The 13,425-nt window shown below is 72.0% G+C and carries 15 protein-coding genes; 1 reads left to right on the forward strand and 14 read right to left on the reverse strand.

The features are described 5' to 3' along the window. Positions 1-33 precede the first annotated feature (33 nt). From ACFUPX_RS31770 to ACFUPX_RS31830, 13 genes are all read right to left on the reverse strand, one after another. The gene (locus ACFUPX_RS31770) at positions 34-486 is read right to left on the reverse strand and encodes a DUF1772 domain-containing protein (protein WP_383330459.1); all 453 of its coding nucleotides are present in this window, start codon (positions 484-486) and stop codon (positions 34-36) included. Next, a complete protein-coding gene (locus ACFUPX_RS31775; RefSeq protein ID WP_383330462.1) occupies positions 483-872 on the reverse strand; it encodes a SchA/CurD-like domain-containing protein in 390 nt (129 codons plus the stop codon). The genes ACFUPX_RS31770 and ACFUPX_RS31775 overlap by 4 nt, the downstream gene beginning before the upstream one ends. Further along, positions 872-1,630 carry an SDR family NAD(P)-dependent oxidoreductase gene (locus tag ACFUPX_RS31780; RefSeq protein WP_383330465.1) on the reverse strand — a complete coding sequence of 253 codons (759 nt, stop codon included), beginning with the start codon at positions 1,628-1,630 and terminating at the stop codon, positions 872-874. The genes ACFUPX_RS31775 and ACFUPX_RS31780 overlap by 1 nt, the downstream gene beginning before the upstream one ends. Continuing rightward, complete coding sequence (locus tag ACFUPX_RS31785) at positions 1,627-1,896, reverse strand: acyl carrier protein (protein ID WP_383330468.1); 270 nt, start codon at positions 1,894-1,896, stop codon at positions 1,627-1,629. Before ACFUPX_RS31785 ends, ACFUPX_RS31780 begins: the two co-directional genes overlap by 4 nt. 49 nt (positions 1,897-1,945) lie before the next feature. After that, positions 1,946-2,785 carry a BTAD domain-containing putative transcriptional regulator gene (locus ACFUPX_RS31790; RefSeq protein WP_383330471.1) on the reverse strand — a complete coding sequence of 280 codons (840 nt, stop codon included), beginning with the start codon at positions 2,783-2,785 and terminating at the stop codon, positions 1,946-1,948. A gap of 30 nt (positions 2,786-2,815) precedes the next feature. Then, on the reverse strand, positions 2,816-3,553 hold the full coding sequence (locus ACFUPX_RS31795) for a thioesterase II family protein (RefSeq protein ID WP_383330474.1): 738 nt from the start codon (positions 3,551-3,553) through the stop codon (positions 2,816-2,818). A 140-nt stretch (positions 3,554-3,693) separates the two neighbouring features. After that, on the reverse strand, positions 3,694-4,497 hold the full coding sequence (locus ACFUPX_RS31800; protein WP_383330477.1) for a 4'-phosphopantetheinyl transferase family protein: 804 nt from the start codon (positions 4,495-4,497) through the stop codon (positions 3,694-3,696). After that, positions 4,497-4,745 carry a hypothetical protein gene (locus ACFUPX_RS31805; protein WP_383330479.1) on the reverse strand — a complete coding sequence of 83 codons (249 nt, stop codon included), beginning with the start codon at positions 4,743-4,745 and terminating at the stop codon, positions 4,497-4,499. The genes ACFUPX_RS31800 and ACFUPX_RS31805 overlap by 1 nt, the downstream gene beginning before the upstream one ends. Before the next feature lie 57 nt (positions 4,746-4,802). After that, positions 4,803-6,566 (reverse strand): acyl-CoA dehydrogenase family protein, encoded by a 1,764-nt coding sequence (locus ACFUPX_RS31810; RefSeq protein ID WP_383330482.1) that lies wholly within the window; start codon positions 6,564-6,566, stop codon positions 4,803-4,805. 55 nt (positions 6,567-6,621) lie between these two features. Beyond that, positions 6,622-6,891 (reverse strand): hypothetical protein, encoded by a 270-nt coding sequence (locus tag ACFUPX_RS31815; protein WP_383330485.1) that lies wholly within the window; start codon positions 6,889-6,891, stop codon positions 6,622-6,624. A gap of 136 nt (positions 6,892-7,027) precedes the next feature. Next, positions 7,028-8,272, reverse strand: coding sequence for an acyltransferase domain-containing protein (locus ACFUPX_RS31820; protein ID WP_383330488.1), 1,245 nt, complete (start codon positions 8,270-8,272; stop codon positions 7,028-7,030). Beyond that, positions 8,269-10,002 (reverse strand): fatty acyl-AMP ligase, encoded by a 1,734-nt coding sequence (locus tag ACFUPX_RS31825; protein ID WP_383330491.1) that lies wholly within the window; start codon positions 10,000-10,002, stop codon positions 8,269-8,271. Before ACFUPX_RS31825 ends, ACFUPX_RS31820 begins: the two co-directional genes overlap by 4 nt. Before the next feature lie 209 nt (positions 10,003-10,211). Continuing rightward, complete coding sequence (locus ACFUPX_RS31830) at positions 10,212-11,696, reverse strand: hypothetical protein (RefSeq protein WP_383330494.1); 1,485 nt, start codon at positions 11,694-11,696, stop codon at positions 10,212-10,214. Positions 11,697-11,868: 172 nt separating this feature from the next. Here ACFUPX_RS31830 and ACFUPX_RS31835 point away from each other — a divergent pair, with 172 nt between their 5' ends. After that, entirely contained in the window at positions 11,869-12,105 is a 237-nt protein-coding gene (locus ACFUPX_RS31835; protein WP_383330497.1) for a DUF6059 family protein, read from the forward strand. Positions 12,106-12,381: 276 nt separating this feature from the next. On the opposite strand, the gene ACFUPX_RS31840 is transcribed toward ACFUPX_RS31835, so the two are convergent. After that, positions 12,382-13,203: a BTAD domain-containing putative transcriptional regulator gene (locus ACFUPX_RS31840; RefSeq protein WP_383330500.1), complete on the reverse strand. Its 822-nt coding sequence runs from the start codon at positions 13,201-13,203 to the stop codon at positions 12,382-12,384. Positions 13,204-13,425: the final 222 nt, after the last annotated feature.

A 13,425-nucleotide genomic window follows, 5' to 3' on the forward strand; every position in this document is an offset into this window, starting at 1 on the left:
GCCCCCCAGGGGGGGCCGCCGCTCAGGGCTCTTTCACAGCGCGGTGACGCCCGCAGCCGTCACCGCCAGGGCCAACACGGCCAGGGTCGTGCGCAGGAGGTGCCACCGGCGCCACAAGGGCCGTGGGTCCTCCCAGTCCGCGGGGAGCTGCTGGGGGTCGTCGACGGACTTGACCCGCCGGTTGATGGGGACGTTGCACAGGTGGGAGACGGCCGAGACGCCCAGCAGGAGCACGGCCGCCACCACGAACAGGGCCCGGGTCCAGCCCTCGCTCGCCACCGCAAGCACCGCTTCGACAAGGGTGCTGCTCAGCACGATGACCGGCATGGTGGGATCCCAGTTCCGGCCGAGCAGTCTGTGCGCGTACACGTACGTGCCGGTCTCCATCGCGAAGAGCGCGGGCAAGACGCTCAGCGCGACCGCGAACAGCACACCTGCGGTGACACCGCTGCCCAGCAGGGCCGCGATGGCCAGCACGTCATTCACGGCGCGCTGTTCCCCGCCGGGTGGGTGTCCACGGTCAGCTGCGCGATCGAGCGCATGGTGGCGTTGCGGAAGTAGGCGGCGAACGCCTCGGGAGAGCTGGTGTCGCGCTCCTCGGCGAGGTAGGGGGCGAGCTTCTCCTCCAGGATGTGCACGCCCTTCTGCGCGGCCATGTGCTTGCCGACGGCCGCGAAGTCGCCCTCGTAGTGGATGACCCGGATCAGTGTCTCGTCCTTCACGAAGACCCCGGTGCCCAGCAGCCGGCCCGCCGCCTGGCCGCTGTCCCCGGTGAAGTCGGGCCGGTCCACCCGCTGGAAACCCTCGAAGATCGCGGCGATCTCGTCCTCGTGACCGGGCTTGATCCGATAGGTGATGGCTGCGTAGGGCATCAGATTCCTCCGTCGACTTCAATGGTGGTGCCGGAGACGTAGGCGGACGACTCCCCGGCGAGATAGAGCACCGCGCCGGCGACGTCCTCGCACGTGCCGAGCCTGCCCAGCGCCGTCATGGCCGTGAGCCGCTCGATCAGGTGCGGCGGCAGTCCGCCGCCCGGCTCGGTCTCGGTCACCCCCGGGGCGACCGTGTTGACGCGGATACCGCGGGTGCCCAGCTCCTTGGCCAGCGCCCGGGTGAACCCGATGAGCGCCGCCTTGGACGCGCTGTAGTGGACGCCCAGCGGACGGCCGCGCAGGGCGACCGAGGCACCGATGTTCACCACCGACGCCCGCTGCGCCAGGAGCCCGACCAGGGACTTGGTGACCAGGTAGGCGGAGGTGGTGTTGTGGTTCATCACCCGGTGCCATTCGTCCTGCTCCAGGTGCTCGAAGGCGACGTGTCCATCGACGCCGACGTTGTTCACCAGCACGTCCAGGCCCTGGAACCGCTCGCCCACGACGGCCGCGAGCGCCTGGGCGCCCTCGCCGGTGGTGACATCGGCCTGGACCAGGACGAACTCTGCTCCGCTCTCGTCGAGTTCGGCCTCCAGCGTCTTGGACGCCTCGTTGTGCGTGCGGTGGGCCACCACGAGGCGGGCGCCGCAGCGGGCGAAGGCCAGCACCGTCGCCCGTCCGATGCCGCGGGTTCCGCCGGTGACCAGCACCCGCTTGCCCGCCAGGCCGCTGCCCGGCGCCTGGACCACAGCGGTCATCGGACCGCGCCGGCCCGCGGGGCGGCGGCGATCAGCTGCAGGAGCATGCGCGGCGTCTCGGCCTCGGCGACGGCGTCGTCGTCCAGGACGATGCCGTGCCTGCGGTCGAAGACGCCGGTGACCTGGAGCAGGGCCAGGGAGTCGTAGCCGAACTCCAGGAAGGGGGTGTCAAGGGCGCTGTCCCCCTCGAAGGTCATTCCCTCCTCCGGAGCACCGACGCATTCGAGCAGCAGCTCACCGAGTTCGGCCAGGGATATGTCACTCACAGTGGTTCCTTTCGGTCTTCCTACGGAGGGTTCGATGGAGAGGGGCGGATCAGTTGGCCCTCGCCAGCAGGGGTGGACCGGCGGCACCGGCCACCCCCAGGGGGTCGAGATCGAGTTGGGGCGAGGAGTCCAGCAGGGCGCCGTAGAGGTGGTCGATGCCGGGAGAGGGGTCCAGCCCCAGGGTGCGGCTGAGGGCCGCCCGCAGCTGGTGGTAGATCCCCAGCGCGTCGCTGCGGCGCCCGGCGCGGTACAGCGCAAGCATCAGCTGCTCGTGCAGACCCTCGTGCAGCCGGTAGCGGGCCGCGAGTCCGGAGAGCTCACCAACCAGCTCATAGTGGCGGCCGAGCCTCAAGTCGGCCTCGATTCGCCGGTGAAGAACGCTCATCCTCGACTCCTCGAGCCGGGTGGCCTCCACCTCCAGGAGCACCCCGCGCTGGACGTCGGCCAGCGCGCGGCCGTTCCACAGGGCCAGCGCACGGCCCAGGTAGTCCGAGGCGGCGGCCCAGTCGCCCTGCTCCAGGGTCCGGTGGCCGGCCGAGGACAGCGCTTCGAACTCCCTGACGTCCACGACGCCGCCGTGGGTGTCCAGGCGGTAGCCGCCGGACTCGGTCACCAGCACGCTCTTGGCGCTGCTGGGCAGCCCGGTGTACTGCTCGCCCAGTGCGGAGGCGATCAGGTGGCGTATCTGCAGGATGTAGGTCTGCAGGGTGGTCTGCACACTGCGCGGCGGGTTCTCCCCCCACACCTCCTCGACGAGCGTGGCCACCGAGACGGCCTCGTCGGCGTGGACGGCGAGCAGCGCGAACACCTTGCGCGGCTTCACAGCGGTGAGGTGCAGGTGCACCCCTGCGTGGGCGGCTCTGAACGGGCCGAGAAGACTGATGTCCATCCGAGGAACTCCTTGGGGAACGAAGTGGGGTCAGCCGGCAACGGGCGACAGCGGGGCCCCGGTGTGCGGCGCCCTCTCGCCCAGCGCCTCTGCGACGGCGCTGGGCGCGTGGTGTCCACGAACGAAGAAGTGGGCGCCGGGAACGCTGTGCAGGGCGAAGCCCGCGGTGGTGCAGTGCTCCCAGGCCTGGATGTCGGCTGCCGGGACCATCTGGTCCCCGGTGCCCGCGAAGGCCCTCACGGCGCAGGAAAGAGCGGTGATGGGCGCGCAGCGCAGGCTGCGTGCCAGTTGGAGGTCCGCCCGCAGCGTGTCCAGGGTCATGCTCAGCCACTCGGGGCGGCTGAGCAGGGCCTGGGGCATGCTCTCTTCGTCGTTGAGGGAGGCGATCAGCTGCTCGTCGGAGAGGCCGGGCGCCCCGGTGGCGTCCAGCAGCGCGGACGGCAGCTGTGGCGCGGCGCACGCGCCGACCAGCAGCAGGTGCGGCGGCCTGCGCCCCAGTTGGGCCCGGTGCAGCGCGAACCGGTAGGCGACCAGCGCCCCCAGGCTGTGTCCGTAGAAGGCGTGGGGGCGCTCATCGAGCAGCGGCCCCAGATCGTGCTCCAGCTCTTCGACCAGCCGCGTCCCTTCGGTGATGCGTTCTTCCCGCAGCCTGGATTCCCTACCGGGCAGCCGCACGGGCAGCACTTTCACATCCGGTCCGACGTGCCGCTGCCAGCCGGCGAAGGTCATGGCACCCGCGCCCGCGTGGTGGAAGCACAGCAGGTTCAACCGCTGTGTTTCCCCGGCGGGCGGTTCTGCGGCCGGCGGCCGTACCGCAAGATATCGATGCACCGGTCAGCCCCCCCTATCCCTTCGACACCGCTGCGTGCAGTGGGGTATGAGCCTGGCTCGGGGTTCTGGAAGGACGCTCAATGACTCCTTGAGCTTTGGACGGGGGCGCTCAGGGCCGGCAGCAGTCCCGCGACGGGTCCGGCCGTGCGTGAGCCCGAGAATCCGGGGTCGTGCACGGCCGCGCTGACCGTGTACCGGTCGGCGACGGTCCAGCTGTGGAACGCCCATTCGCCGCCCGTTCCCGGTGATCCGTCGGGCCGCTGCAGCTGCACCCGTTCGTCGGGCGCGGTGAAGCCGAACTCGCAGAACCTGAAGCGCAGTCCCTGGCCGATCGCTTTGCTGTAGGCCTCCTTGAGCGTCCACAGCCGCACCAGTTCCCGGTTGCGGTGCTCCTCCTCGATGGCCGCCAGGGCTTCGAGTTCATAGGGGGTGCACACCTGGCGTTCGGTGCCCAGGGCGAGCATCCGCCGGTCCTTGAACTCGGTGTCGACGCCGACCCGCCGGTGCCGGGTGAGGCCCACGACCAGCAGTTCCTCGGTGTGGCTCAGGCTGATGTCCAGCTGGTCGATGCCCCGCAGGTAGGGGCGGCCGCCGGGCTTGTAGGCCAGGTCGAGGTCCTGGGGGCTGACGCCGAGCACCGCGCCCGCGGCGGATTTCAGGAACAGCCGGGAGGCGACGAACCGCTCCCTCATCTGTGCCAGGCCGATCTGGTCCACCCGCCGGTGGTCGCAGCCCAGGGCCGCGACGACGTCCGGGGCGGCCACGTCGGCGGGCAGCCAGTCCTGCACCGGCGACCAGACCACTGCCGTGCCGCGCGAGGCGACGTCTTGGCGCACCCGCTCCCAGGAGCCCGCGGGGCCGTGGTTTTGCAGCGGGCGCATCACGTCACCGGCTGCCCGCGGAGCACGGCCAGGCGTTCTCTGAGATCGCCGAGGGTAAACACGCCGTCGAACAGGTCGGCCAGGGAGGCCGCTGCCAGCTCCGGGACGCGTTCTTCCAGGGCGCACTTGAGCTCGATCATCGTTACCGAGTCGAAGACGAGGTCGTCCTGCGGGCGGCGGGTCCCGGCGCGTTCGGCGGCTGGTTCGCCCAGGACGCGGGCCGTGGCATCCAGTAGGTCCTGGTTCACGGGATTCTCCTCAACTCGCCATGGATGGACTTGACGTGGGATGGCACAGGCAGGTGCTCAACGACCGATCGAGGTGGCGTAGAGGTCGTAGCTGCGGGCGTCCTCGAAGCGGGAGAGCAGCTCGTGGACGAAGCGGTCCGCCGCGGCCGCCGGCGCGGCGGCGGCCGTGCTGTCCAGCCGCCGCAGGATGCGGGCCAGCGCCATGACCGCCCACAGGGGTTCGCCCAAGAACCCGCCGCTGCCCGCCTGGTGGCGCCAGGTCCCCAGGCAGGCGGCGCCCGCCGCGATCAGCGCATAGCGGTCGGCCAGGGCGTAGGCCCGCGGGCTCACGGCCCGCTCGCCGGGGCGTGAGCCCAGCGCCGTACAGGCGGCGCGCAGTGCGGACAGCTCGGCGCCGAGCCTGGCCGCGGATTCTCCCAGGTGGGCGGCGAACTCCCCGTGTGCCGCGGCCGCATGGGCCATCGAGGATTCCAGTGATCCCAGCAGGCAGTCGCCGTCCGGGGCCAGCACCAGCTCGTCGGGGCGCACGGGCGCCAGATCGTCGCCGAAGGGCTGGAACAGGGCGGCGGGTGCCTGGCCCCCGCCCGGGGCCCGCAGGCCCGGCACCTGGAGCAGGTGGTCGATGAGGACGCCCCGGCTGGCGGCGCCGCCCGCGCTGCCCAGGCCGATCATGGGCAGGTCGCGTACCGCCTTCTGGAAGATGCCATAACTGCCGCTCCTGGCGTAGGACTCGGAGCCCAGCACGATCGACAGGTCGTACACCGCCTCGGTCAGGACGGTCGGCAGCAGGTATTTGACGGCGGCGCTGAAGGTGTTGCTCTGGCGGGGCAGCTCATGCACGGCCCGGGTGGCCACCAGTCCCAGGGCGTCGCACAGCAGCAGGTCGGCGAAGGCGTCGGCCAGCGCGGTCCGGGTCCGGGGGCTCTGCAGCGAGGCGCGGCTGCGCAGCCGGCGCGAGCGGGCGAATGCCACGGTGGTGCGCAGCGCCGTGTCGGCGCAGCCCAGTGCCATGGAGGGGCCGATGGCGCGGGTGAGGGGGAAGGCCCGGCGGGCCAGCTCCCCGGCGGCGCCCGCCCGGCCCACCAGCTGCTGCGTGGTGACGGGGTGTGCGCAAAACTGCAGGCCGTGCACCAGACAGCCGCGGATGCCGGTGGTCTCGTAGCGGCCGAGCAGCGCGGCGCTGGCGCTGTCCGCGTCCGGCCCCTCGATGAGGAAGGCGCTGCTGCCCTGCCCGGCGTCGGGGCCGTCGGCGAAGATGAGCAGTGACTGGGCGCGGGCCGCGTTGTTGAGGGCCTCCTTGCGGCCGTTGAGCCGGTAGCCCGCCCCCTGTGCGAGGGCCGAGAACCGGTTGCGCAGAAAGTCGTTGCCGGTGGGCGGCTCCGGATAGGCGCAGGCGATGCGGCCGCCGCCCAGCAGCAGGTCGGCGACGGCACGCTGCTGGGCGGCCGTCCCGTCCGCCCACACGATGACCCCGGCCAGGTAGGAGGTGACGCCGTAGCCCAGGCCCAGGGAGGCGTCCCGGCGAAAGACGGCACGCAGCACGCGGGCGAGCACGTCCAGACGCTCCAGCCGGCCGCCCAGCCGCGCGGGCACGAACTCGGCGTTCAGCCCGAATTCGTCGAGCGCCCGCTCGGCGGCGGCCAGCGGCCGGCCGGCCGCGTCGGCCGCCAGCAGCTGCTCGACGCCGAGCGGGTTTCCGGGATCGTCCAGATCGCCCAGTCTGTGCTCGAGCCGGGCGATGCGCTCCTGCGCGCCGGCCTCCGACGTGTCCGCCCTGCCGGCCCTGCCGGCCCTGCCGGCCTTGTTCGCCACTGTCGTCATGTCGCCCCTCCGTCCCTGTGCGCAACCTGTGCCGTGCCTGAGTGGTCGTCAGGGCTCAAGAGGACCTCAAGTGCTGGCCACGAGGGTTCTCGTCGGGGCCGGGGCCGGGGCCGGCCGCGTAGCGCAGCGCGTCGCCGTAGTACTGGCTGCCGCCGGGCAGCCAGAAGCCGCCGTAGGCCACCAGGGCGTACCACACGGGCCGGACCAGGCGGTTGACGACGATCCGGGCGAGCGGGCCCTGCGGCGCTGCAGCGGGCACGGGTGCGGGTGCGGGTGCGGGTGCGGCGGATGTCTGCGCGGCGGATGTCTGTGTCGTGTGCGTCATGCCTTCATCCCCTTGTCTCTTCTCCTGGAACGGGAAGGGGAATGTGGCCCGTTGCGCTCGGCGGGTGCTCAAGCAGAGCTCAAGCATCCCGCCGATCATGCGGCCGGGCGGCCGGCCGGCCGGCGCGGGGCCTGGCTCAGACCGGCTCCTGCTCGACGAGCGGGCCCGCGCTCAGGGCGGACAGCACGCCCGCCAGGTGGACCGCGTCGCTGCGCGGGCCGCGGCAGACGGGCAGCACCTTGGGTCCCTTCGCCCCGCCGATCCGTCGCAGGAACGGGGAGAGGACCGCCTTGGGCCCGATCTCCACCACATGGGTGGGGGCGTGCTCGGCCAGCAGCAGCCGGGTGGCATCGGCGAACCGCACCGGGGAGGTGATCTGTGTGGTCCAGTACGCGGCGTCGAGCGGCCCGTCGTGCCTGCGGCCGTACACCGTGGAGTAGAAGGGCAGCTGGGGCTTTCCGCCGCTCAGCCGCTGGGCCACCGTCTGGAACGGCGGCGCCGAGGGTTCCATCAGCGGCGAGTGGAAGGCGTGGGTCACCTTGAGGAACGTGCTGGAGATGCCGCTGGCGTCCAGCCGTTCCTGGGCCCGGTCCAGTCCGGCGAGGTCCCCCGAGAGGATCGTGGCCCGCGCCGCGTTGAGCGCGGCGATGGACACGCGGGGTTCGCCGGCCGTCACCTCGGCGGCCTCGAAGGGGTCCGCGCAGGTGGCCATCATGCCGCCGCCCGGCGGCAGTTCCTGCATGATCGCGCCCCGGTGGGAGACCAGCTCGGCGGCGTCCGCGAGGGTGAGCGCGCCGGCGACGGCGGCCGCCGCGAACTCCCCTATGCCGTGGCCCAGCACGGCCTCCGGGCGCACGTCCTCCTCCAGCAGGGTCATGGCCAGGGCGTATTCGACCGCCAAAAGCGCCGGCTGGGTCACCGCGGTCTCATGGATGCGGGGGTCCTCGGAGAGCACCAGCTCGGTGACCGACACCCCGAAGTGGGGCAGCACCGCGGCCGCGGCCTCCCTCAGGTGGCGGCGGAAGCTGGTGGAGTTGCGGTACAGGCCCACGGTCATGCCCAGGTGCTGGCTGCCCTGCCCGGTGAACACGAACGCGGTGCGGATCGGTGAGGATGCCCCGGGCCGGGCCGCGCTGAGCGCCGCCAGGTACCAGGCCAGCTCCCGCACGGTGGGCTGGTCCCACAGGTCGGCCGGATCCAGGACGAGCCCGAAGGCCTCCTCGATCTCCCCGAAGAGGCTGAGCATGGCGACCGAGTCCAGGCCCCGTTTGAGCAGGGGGGTGTCCAGCGACACCTCGCCGTGCACATACCGGCCGGCGTGTTCCCGCAGCCAGGCGGCGAACACCTCTTCCTGGGGACCTCCCGGTACCACTGCACTCATGTCCTGTTCCTTCGTTGAGGAGTGAGCCTGGCGGGCTCCGACAGTGCCGCCAGTTCGTCGTCCAGGTGCTCGCACAGGGGGCGCAGCCGCCCGTTGAGGAACAGCTCCCGCATCGCGCCGCGTTCCACCTTCCCGCTGCTCGTCCGGCGCACCGTGCCCGGGCGGACCAGGAGCACCCCGCCGACGGGCACTTCGAACTCCTCGGTGATGCACCGTCCGACGTCGGCGGCCAGCGCACCGAAGTCCAGGTCGTACCAGCGCTGGGTGCGCACCTCCTGCACGATCACGATCCGTTCGCGTTCCCCGCTCACGCCGAAGGCGGTGCCCGCCCCGAACAGGGCGCTGATCTGCTGTACGGCGTACTCCAGGTCGTGCGGGTACAGGTTCCGCCCGGCCACCACGATCATGTCCTTGATCCGGCCGGTGACGTAGAGGTGGCCCTCTTCCAGGGTGCCCAGGTCCCCGGTCCGCAGGAAGGGTGATCGTCCGTCCGCCGTGGCGGCGTTGAAGGTCCGCGCGGTCTCGGAGCGGTTTTGCCAGTATCCGGCCGCGACGCTCGCGCCGCGTACCCAGATCTCGCCGATCTCGCCGTGCGGCAGCACGGTCCGGGTCTCGGGTTCGACGATGTGTATCTCGCCGCCGGCCGGCCGGCCGCTGGAGAGCAGGGTGCGGGCGGGCTGTCCCTCGCGCGGTCTGCGGATCAGGTTCTTCTCCAGGCCCGCCACGTCCACGGCGAGTTCGGCGCCCTGCTCGCCCGCGGGGGTGGCGGCGACCAGGAGGGTGGACTCGGCCAGGCCGTATCCCGCGGTCATCGCCTGCGGCCGGAATCCGGCCGGGGCGAAGCGCTGGGTGAAGGCGCGCCGTGTCCCGGCGCGCAGCGGCTCGCCGCCGCTGACCGCCGTGCGCCAGCCCGACAGGTCGAGTCCGGCCAGCTGTTCGTCGCTCACCCGGCGCACGCAGAGGTCGTAGGCGAAGTCGGGGGCGCCGCTCACGGTGATCTGGTGGTCCCCGATGGCCTGGAGCCAGCGCACCGGGTGGCGGACGAACGCCTCGGGCGAGAGCAGCACGCTGGTGCCGCCCAGCCACAGCGGGTGCAGCAGCTGGCCGACCAGGCCCATGTCGTGGTGGAACGGGAGCCAGCCGCCGATGGACTCCCCCGGTGAGGTGCCCAGCGCTTCCACGAGCGCCCGCTGATTGGCCATCAGGTTCTCGTGGGTGACCGCGACCCCGCGCGGGGCGCCGGTGGCCCCGGAGGTGTACTGCAGATAGGCCACCGCGTCCGGCACGTGTTCGGGCATCCGCCAGGGCGCGGAGGCGGGCACGGCGTCGGCGGCCAGGCACAGGATGCTGCCCGATGCGGGCCGCACGAGCAGCCGGGACACATCGGGGGCCTGCGCCGCGTCGGTGAGCACGACGGCGGGCGCCGCGTCCTTGACGATCCCCGCGACCCGGGCCTGGTTGTGGCCGCGCCGGTGGCTCGAGGGCACCGGCACGGCGATGACCCCGGCGTACAGGCAGGCGAGGAAGCTGATGGCGAACTGGTGGCGCGATTCGTGCATGAGCAGCGCCCGTTCGCCCTGCACGCCCCGGTCCTGGAGCCATCCCGCAAGGACGCGCGCGGAGGCGTCGAGGCTGCGGTAGGAGACCGTCCCTGTCCGTGCGCGCGCACCGTCGTCGGGGAGCAGGACCATCGCTTCGCGCTGGGGCGACTGCTCGACGCGGGTACGCAAGAGTTCGATGAAGTTCCGGTGACCTTCCAATGGTTCCCCCTGGCAAGAGTGGGCGCAGGCTCCCACCCATGCCGGTGCCCGCAACGACCCGGACCAGGAACATATGTGCGGACAGTGGAGACTGGCTCGATCACGGCTCGGCGTACGGGGTCCGGGGCGCGCTCCGGGTCCCGCCCGTGGGCGTCCGTGTCAGGCTCCCCCGTCGGCGGTCAGACAGCGGCCCCTGCCAGGTGCCGCTCGCCGTGGGGGGTGCGGGCCGCGTGCAGGGCGTGCAGGAATCCCGTCGCGGTGCCGGCCTGGCCCACGCTCTGGCGCAGCAGTTGCCATGCCTCTTGCCGGTCGGCCCAGCCGGCGCCGAAGGCGGCGCCGAGTTCGGCGCGTGCGGCCTCGGCCCAGGCGTGCCCGGCCAGCCGGTGGCGCGTGGAGTCGAGGCGGATCTGGCGCAGCAGCATCAGTTCGGGGGCCTGTTCCAGGCCGGTACGCGCGGCGGCCTGGCCGGCGGCGTCCAGGGCGTCGGCGACGCCGCGGCACTGCGCGAGCTCGGCGTCCAGGGCCAGGTCGGCGGCCATCAGCCCCCGGCTGAAGCGTTCCTCCTGGGCGAGGAACCCGGCGACGGCCCGCGCGGTGTGCTCCGGCAGGCCGGTCCTGGCCAGCACCGCGGGATCCTGGACGAGCTGTCCGATGAGCTGGGCCCAGCCCTCCGAGCGCAGCGCGCACAGCGACCACCGCTCGGCCAGGCAGAGCGCGGAGGGGCGGGCGGCGTACTCGGCGATGTGCCCGATGGCGTGCTGGAGGTGGCCGTAGGACAGCGGGGTGATGCCGGTGTCCACGCTGAGCAGCGAGAGACCGGGCAGGCGCACCGGTGTCACCTGGGCCCGCGCTCCTGGCCGGCTGATCAGCCTGACCTTGTGGGCGGGCGGCAGCAGGCCCCGCTCGCGGATTGCTCCGACCAGGCCAAGGAGCACCTCGCCGAAGCGGGGCAGCGCCAGTGCGCCGTCCGTGCCCGGTGCGCCGCTCCTCAGGCCCCTCCCGGTCCGCAGCAGGCGCCAGTTGTGCTCGCGGGTGCCCTGGCCGAGCCCCGCCGCCCGCGCCCATGACTGGGCGAGGGGGGCCAGGTCCACGACGGGCGCGGTGACGCCGATGTGCTGCCGGGGTGTTCCCGGCAGCGGGGGCAGCACCGGGCCCGAGCACCGCCGGCCCTCCTCCCGGGCGGCAGTGGCCGGCACAGCGCCGCCGCCCGCCCGCTGGCGGCGGCGCTGTACCAGCCACTGCCAGATCTCCCCCACCCGTTGCCCGGCCTCGGCGCGCTGCGCCTGGCACGCCGCGCGGCGGCCGTCCTCGTCGGCCTCCAGGTCCAGCGTGGTGCGCAGGGCGGGCGCCGGGGGCCCGCCGTTGCCGGCGAGTTCCGTGACCAGGCGGGACAGGCGGAGAAAGGCGATCTCGTCGCCGAGGCGTGCCGCACGCCGCTCGGCGGGCTCGGGGTCGCGCCCGGCCAGCCCCCGCCGCTCCAGCTGGAGATCGGCGAGCAGTTCCTCGACGTCCTCGACCTCGCCGCCCGCCGCGCGGCCGTGCTCCCGTCCGGCAAGCGGCGGTTGGGCCACGCCGGGGGGCCAGGGGCCCGGGGTGCTCGCCGGGCGGGCCTCTGCCACGTCGAACCCGTCGATGGCCAGGTTCGTACGCTCGTCACGGATCATCGGGTGGCCCTTCGCTCGCTGGGAGAACCGTTGCCCGAAGCGTCGCCAGACGCCTCCAGTCCAGGTCGAGGCCCGCTGGAAGGGCAGGCTCTCCGGCGTTCCTTGAGCACTTCCTGACCGCCCAAAGACACCATGCCAAGGCACAGGCCCAGTCCGCAGGACAACCGAAGTGGTGGCAGATGTGAAAGCAGCCCTGTTGCTGCGGCGCGCTCTGGACGCGGTGTGGCAGAGCCTGATGGCCTTCGGCCTGATCTACACGGTCGGCGAGATGAAGCGGCTGGAGGATCTGCCGCACGACGCGGCGCAGCCGCTCGACGCTCCCCCGCCGGGCCACCCCGAAAGGCTGTGCCCCGACATTCCGCTGACGGCGGCCGAACACGCGCTCGCGCTGGAACTCAAGAGCGGCTGAGAGGCAGCCCGCTGCGGGCGGGCGGGCGCACCGGGCGCCGGGTGCCCGGTGGTTTTCGGGCCCCGCACACGTTCGTCGCCCACGAGGCCTGAGGTCTCGTGGGCGACGAATTCTTTCTTTCCCGCGCTGTGCGTGGGGAATTCAGCTGTTCAAGCGGCTGGAGGACTCCCTGGGTGGCGCTCCGGCAGGAACCTTGAATTGTTCACCATAAAATCCTGCCGCATATCCGGCGCTCGTAGGGATCGGCTGGAGTGCCCGTCGGTTGCGGCCGGATCATCAGGCTGCGAAGAGGTCGAAGGTGGAAGTCCGCCGGGGTCCCGCGATGACGTCCAGCTGCGGGTCGACGCTGAGCATGGCCTGATGCAGCCGCTGGAGCTGGGGCGAGGGCTCGACACCGAGATCGCCGATCAGCCGCACGCGCAGTTTGCGGTAGACCTCCAGCGCGGAGGCCTGCCGGCCCGACCGGTAGAGCGCCACCATGGCCTGCGAATGCAGTCCCTCGTGCTGCGGGTGGCGTGCGGTCAGTTCGGCGAGTTCGGCCAGGAGTTCGCCGTGCCGTCCGAGCCTGAGATCGGCGTCGATCCGCCGTTCCACGGTGACCAGCCGGCTCTCCTCCAGGCGCATGACCTCGATCTCCAGGATGGGGCCCACCTGCACGTCCACCAGTGCGGGCCCGTTCCACAGGTCGAGTGCCTGGCGAAACCGGTCGGCGGAGACCTCGTTGGCGCCCGCCTCGAAAGCGGACTGCCCCTCGGCGACCAGGTGGTCGTACTGGTGGACGTCCACGCAGTCTGGGGGTATCTGCAGCAGATACCCCCCGTGCCGGGTCGCGAGGATGTCCTTGGCGCCGTTGGGGGCGCCCGGGCCCATCGCCGTGCCCAGCCTCCTGCGCAGCTGAAGGATGTATGTCTGCAGGGTGGTGAGCGCGCTCCTGGGCGGCTCGGTCTCCCAGATCTCGTCCATGAGCGTGGGAACGGGCATCACCCGCCCCGGATAGAGGGCCAGGAGCGACAGGATCTGTCGCGGCTTACCCGCTGTCGGAACAATCGAACCCCCGTTGACTTCAGCACTCAACGGACCCAGAACCTGAATCTTCACGTTCTCCTCCGTACCTCGTCGAGTTGCTCTTCGAGTTCCTCTCAGTGGCCTGAAACAAGCGCCCCGAGCAAGCTAGCCGGATCCGTGCGGGGCAAGCGGATTCCTCTACCCGCCTTCTAGTTGGTCTCCAACCGTGGTGTGGCGAGAACGAGACAATCACCGAGGATTTCTCGTTCCGGAATGCCGGAGCGATCTCCATGGGCCGCCGAGGGCCTTGAGAAC

Origin of the sequence: Streptomyces sp. NPDC057302 (genome assembly GCF_042667685.1) — a bacterium.
Classification (GTDB): domain Bacteria; phylum Actinomycetota; class Actinomycetes; order Streptomycetales; family Streptomycetaceae; genus Streptomyces.

Bases quoted from the DNA above. Each gene is read 5' to 3' on its own strand.
- ACFUPX_RS31775 (WP_383330462.1), bottom strand. From the start codon at position 872: ATGCCCTACGCAGCCATCACCTATCGGATCAAGCCCGGTCACGAGGAC.
- ACFUPX_RS31780 (WP_383330465.1), bottom strand. From the start codon at position 1,630: ATGACCGCTGTGGTCCAGGCGCCGGGCAGCGGCCTGGCGGGCAAGCGG.
- ACFUPX_RS31790 (WP_383330471.1), bottom strand. From the start codon at position 2,785: ATGGACATCAGTCTTCTCGGCCCGTTCAGAGCCGCCCACGCAGGGGTG.
- ACFUPX_RS31800 (WP_383330477.1), bottom strand. From the start codon at position 4,497: ATGCGCCCGCTGCAAAACCACGGCCCCGCGGGCTCCTGGGAGCGGGTG.
- ACFUPX_RS31810 (WP_383330482.1), bottom strand. From the start codon at position 6,566: ATGACGACAGTGGCGAACAAGGCCGGCAGGGCCGGCAGGGCCGGCAGG.
- ACFUPX_RS31815 (WP_383330485.1), bottom strand. From the start codon at position 6,891: ATGACGCACACGACACAGACATCCGCCGCGCAGACATCCGCCGCACCC.
- ACFUPX_RS31820 (WP_383330488.1), bottom strand. From the start codon at position 8,272: ATGAGTGCAGTGGTACCGGGAGGTCCCCAGGAAGAGGTGTTCGCCGCC.
- ACFUPX_RS31830 (WP_383330494.1), bottom strand. From the start codon at position 11,696: ATGATCCGTGACGAGCGTACGAACCTGGCCATCGACGGGTTCGACGTG.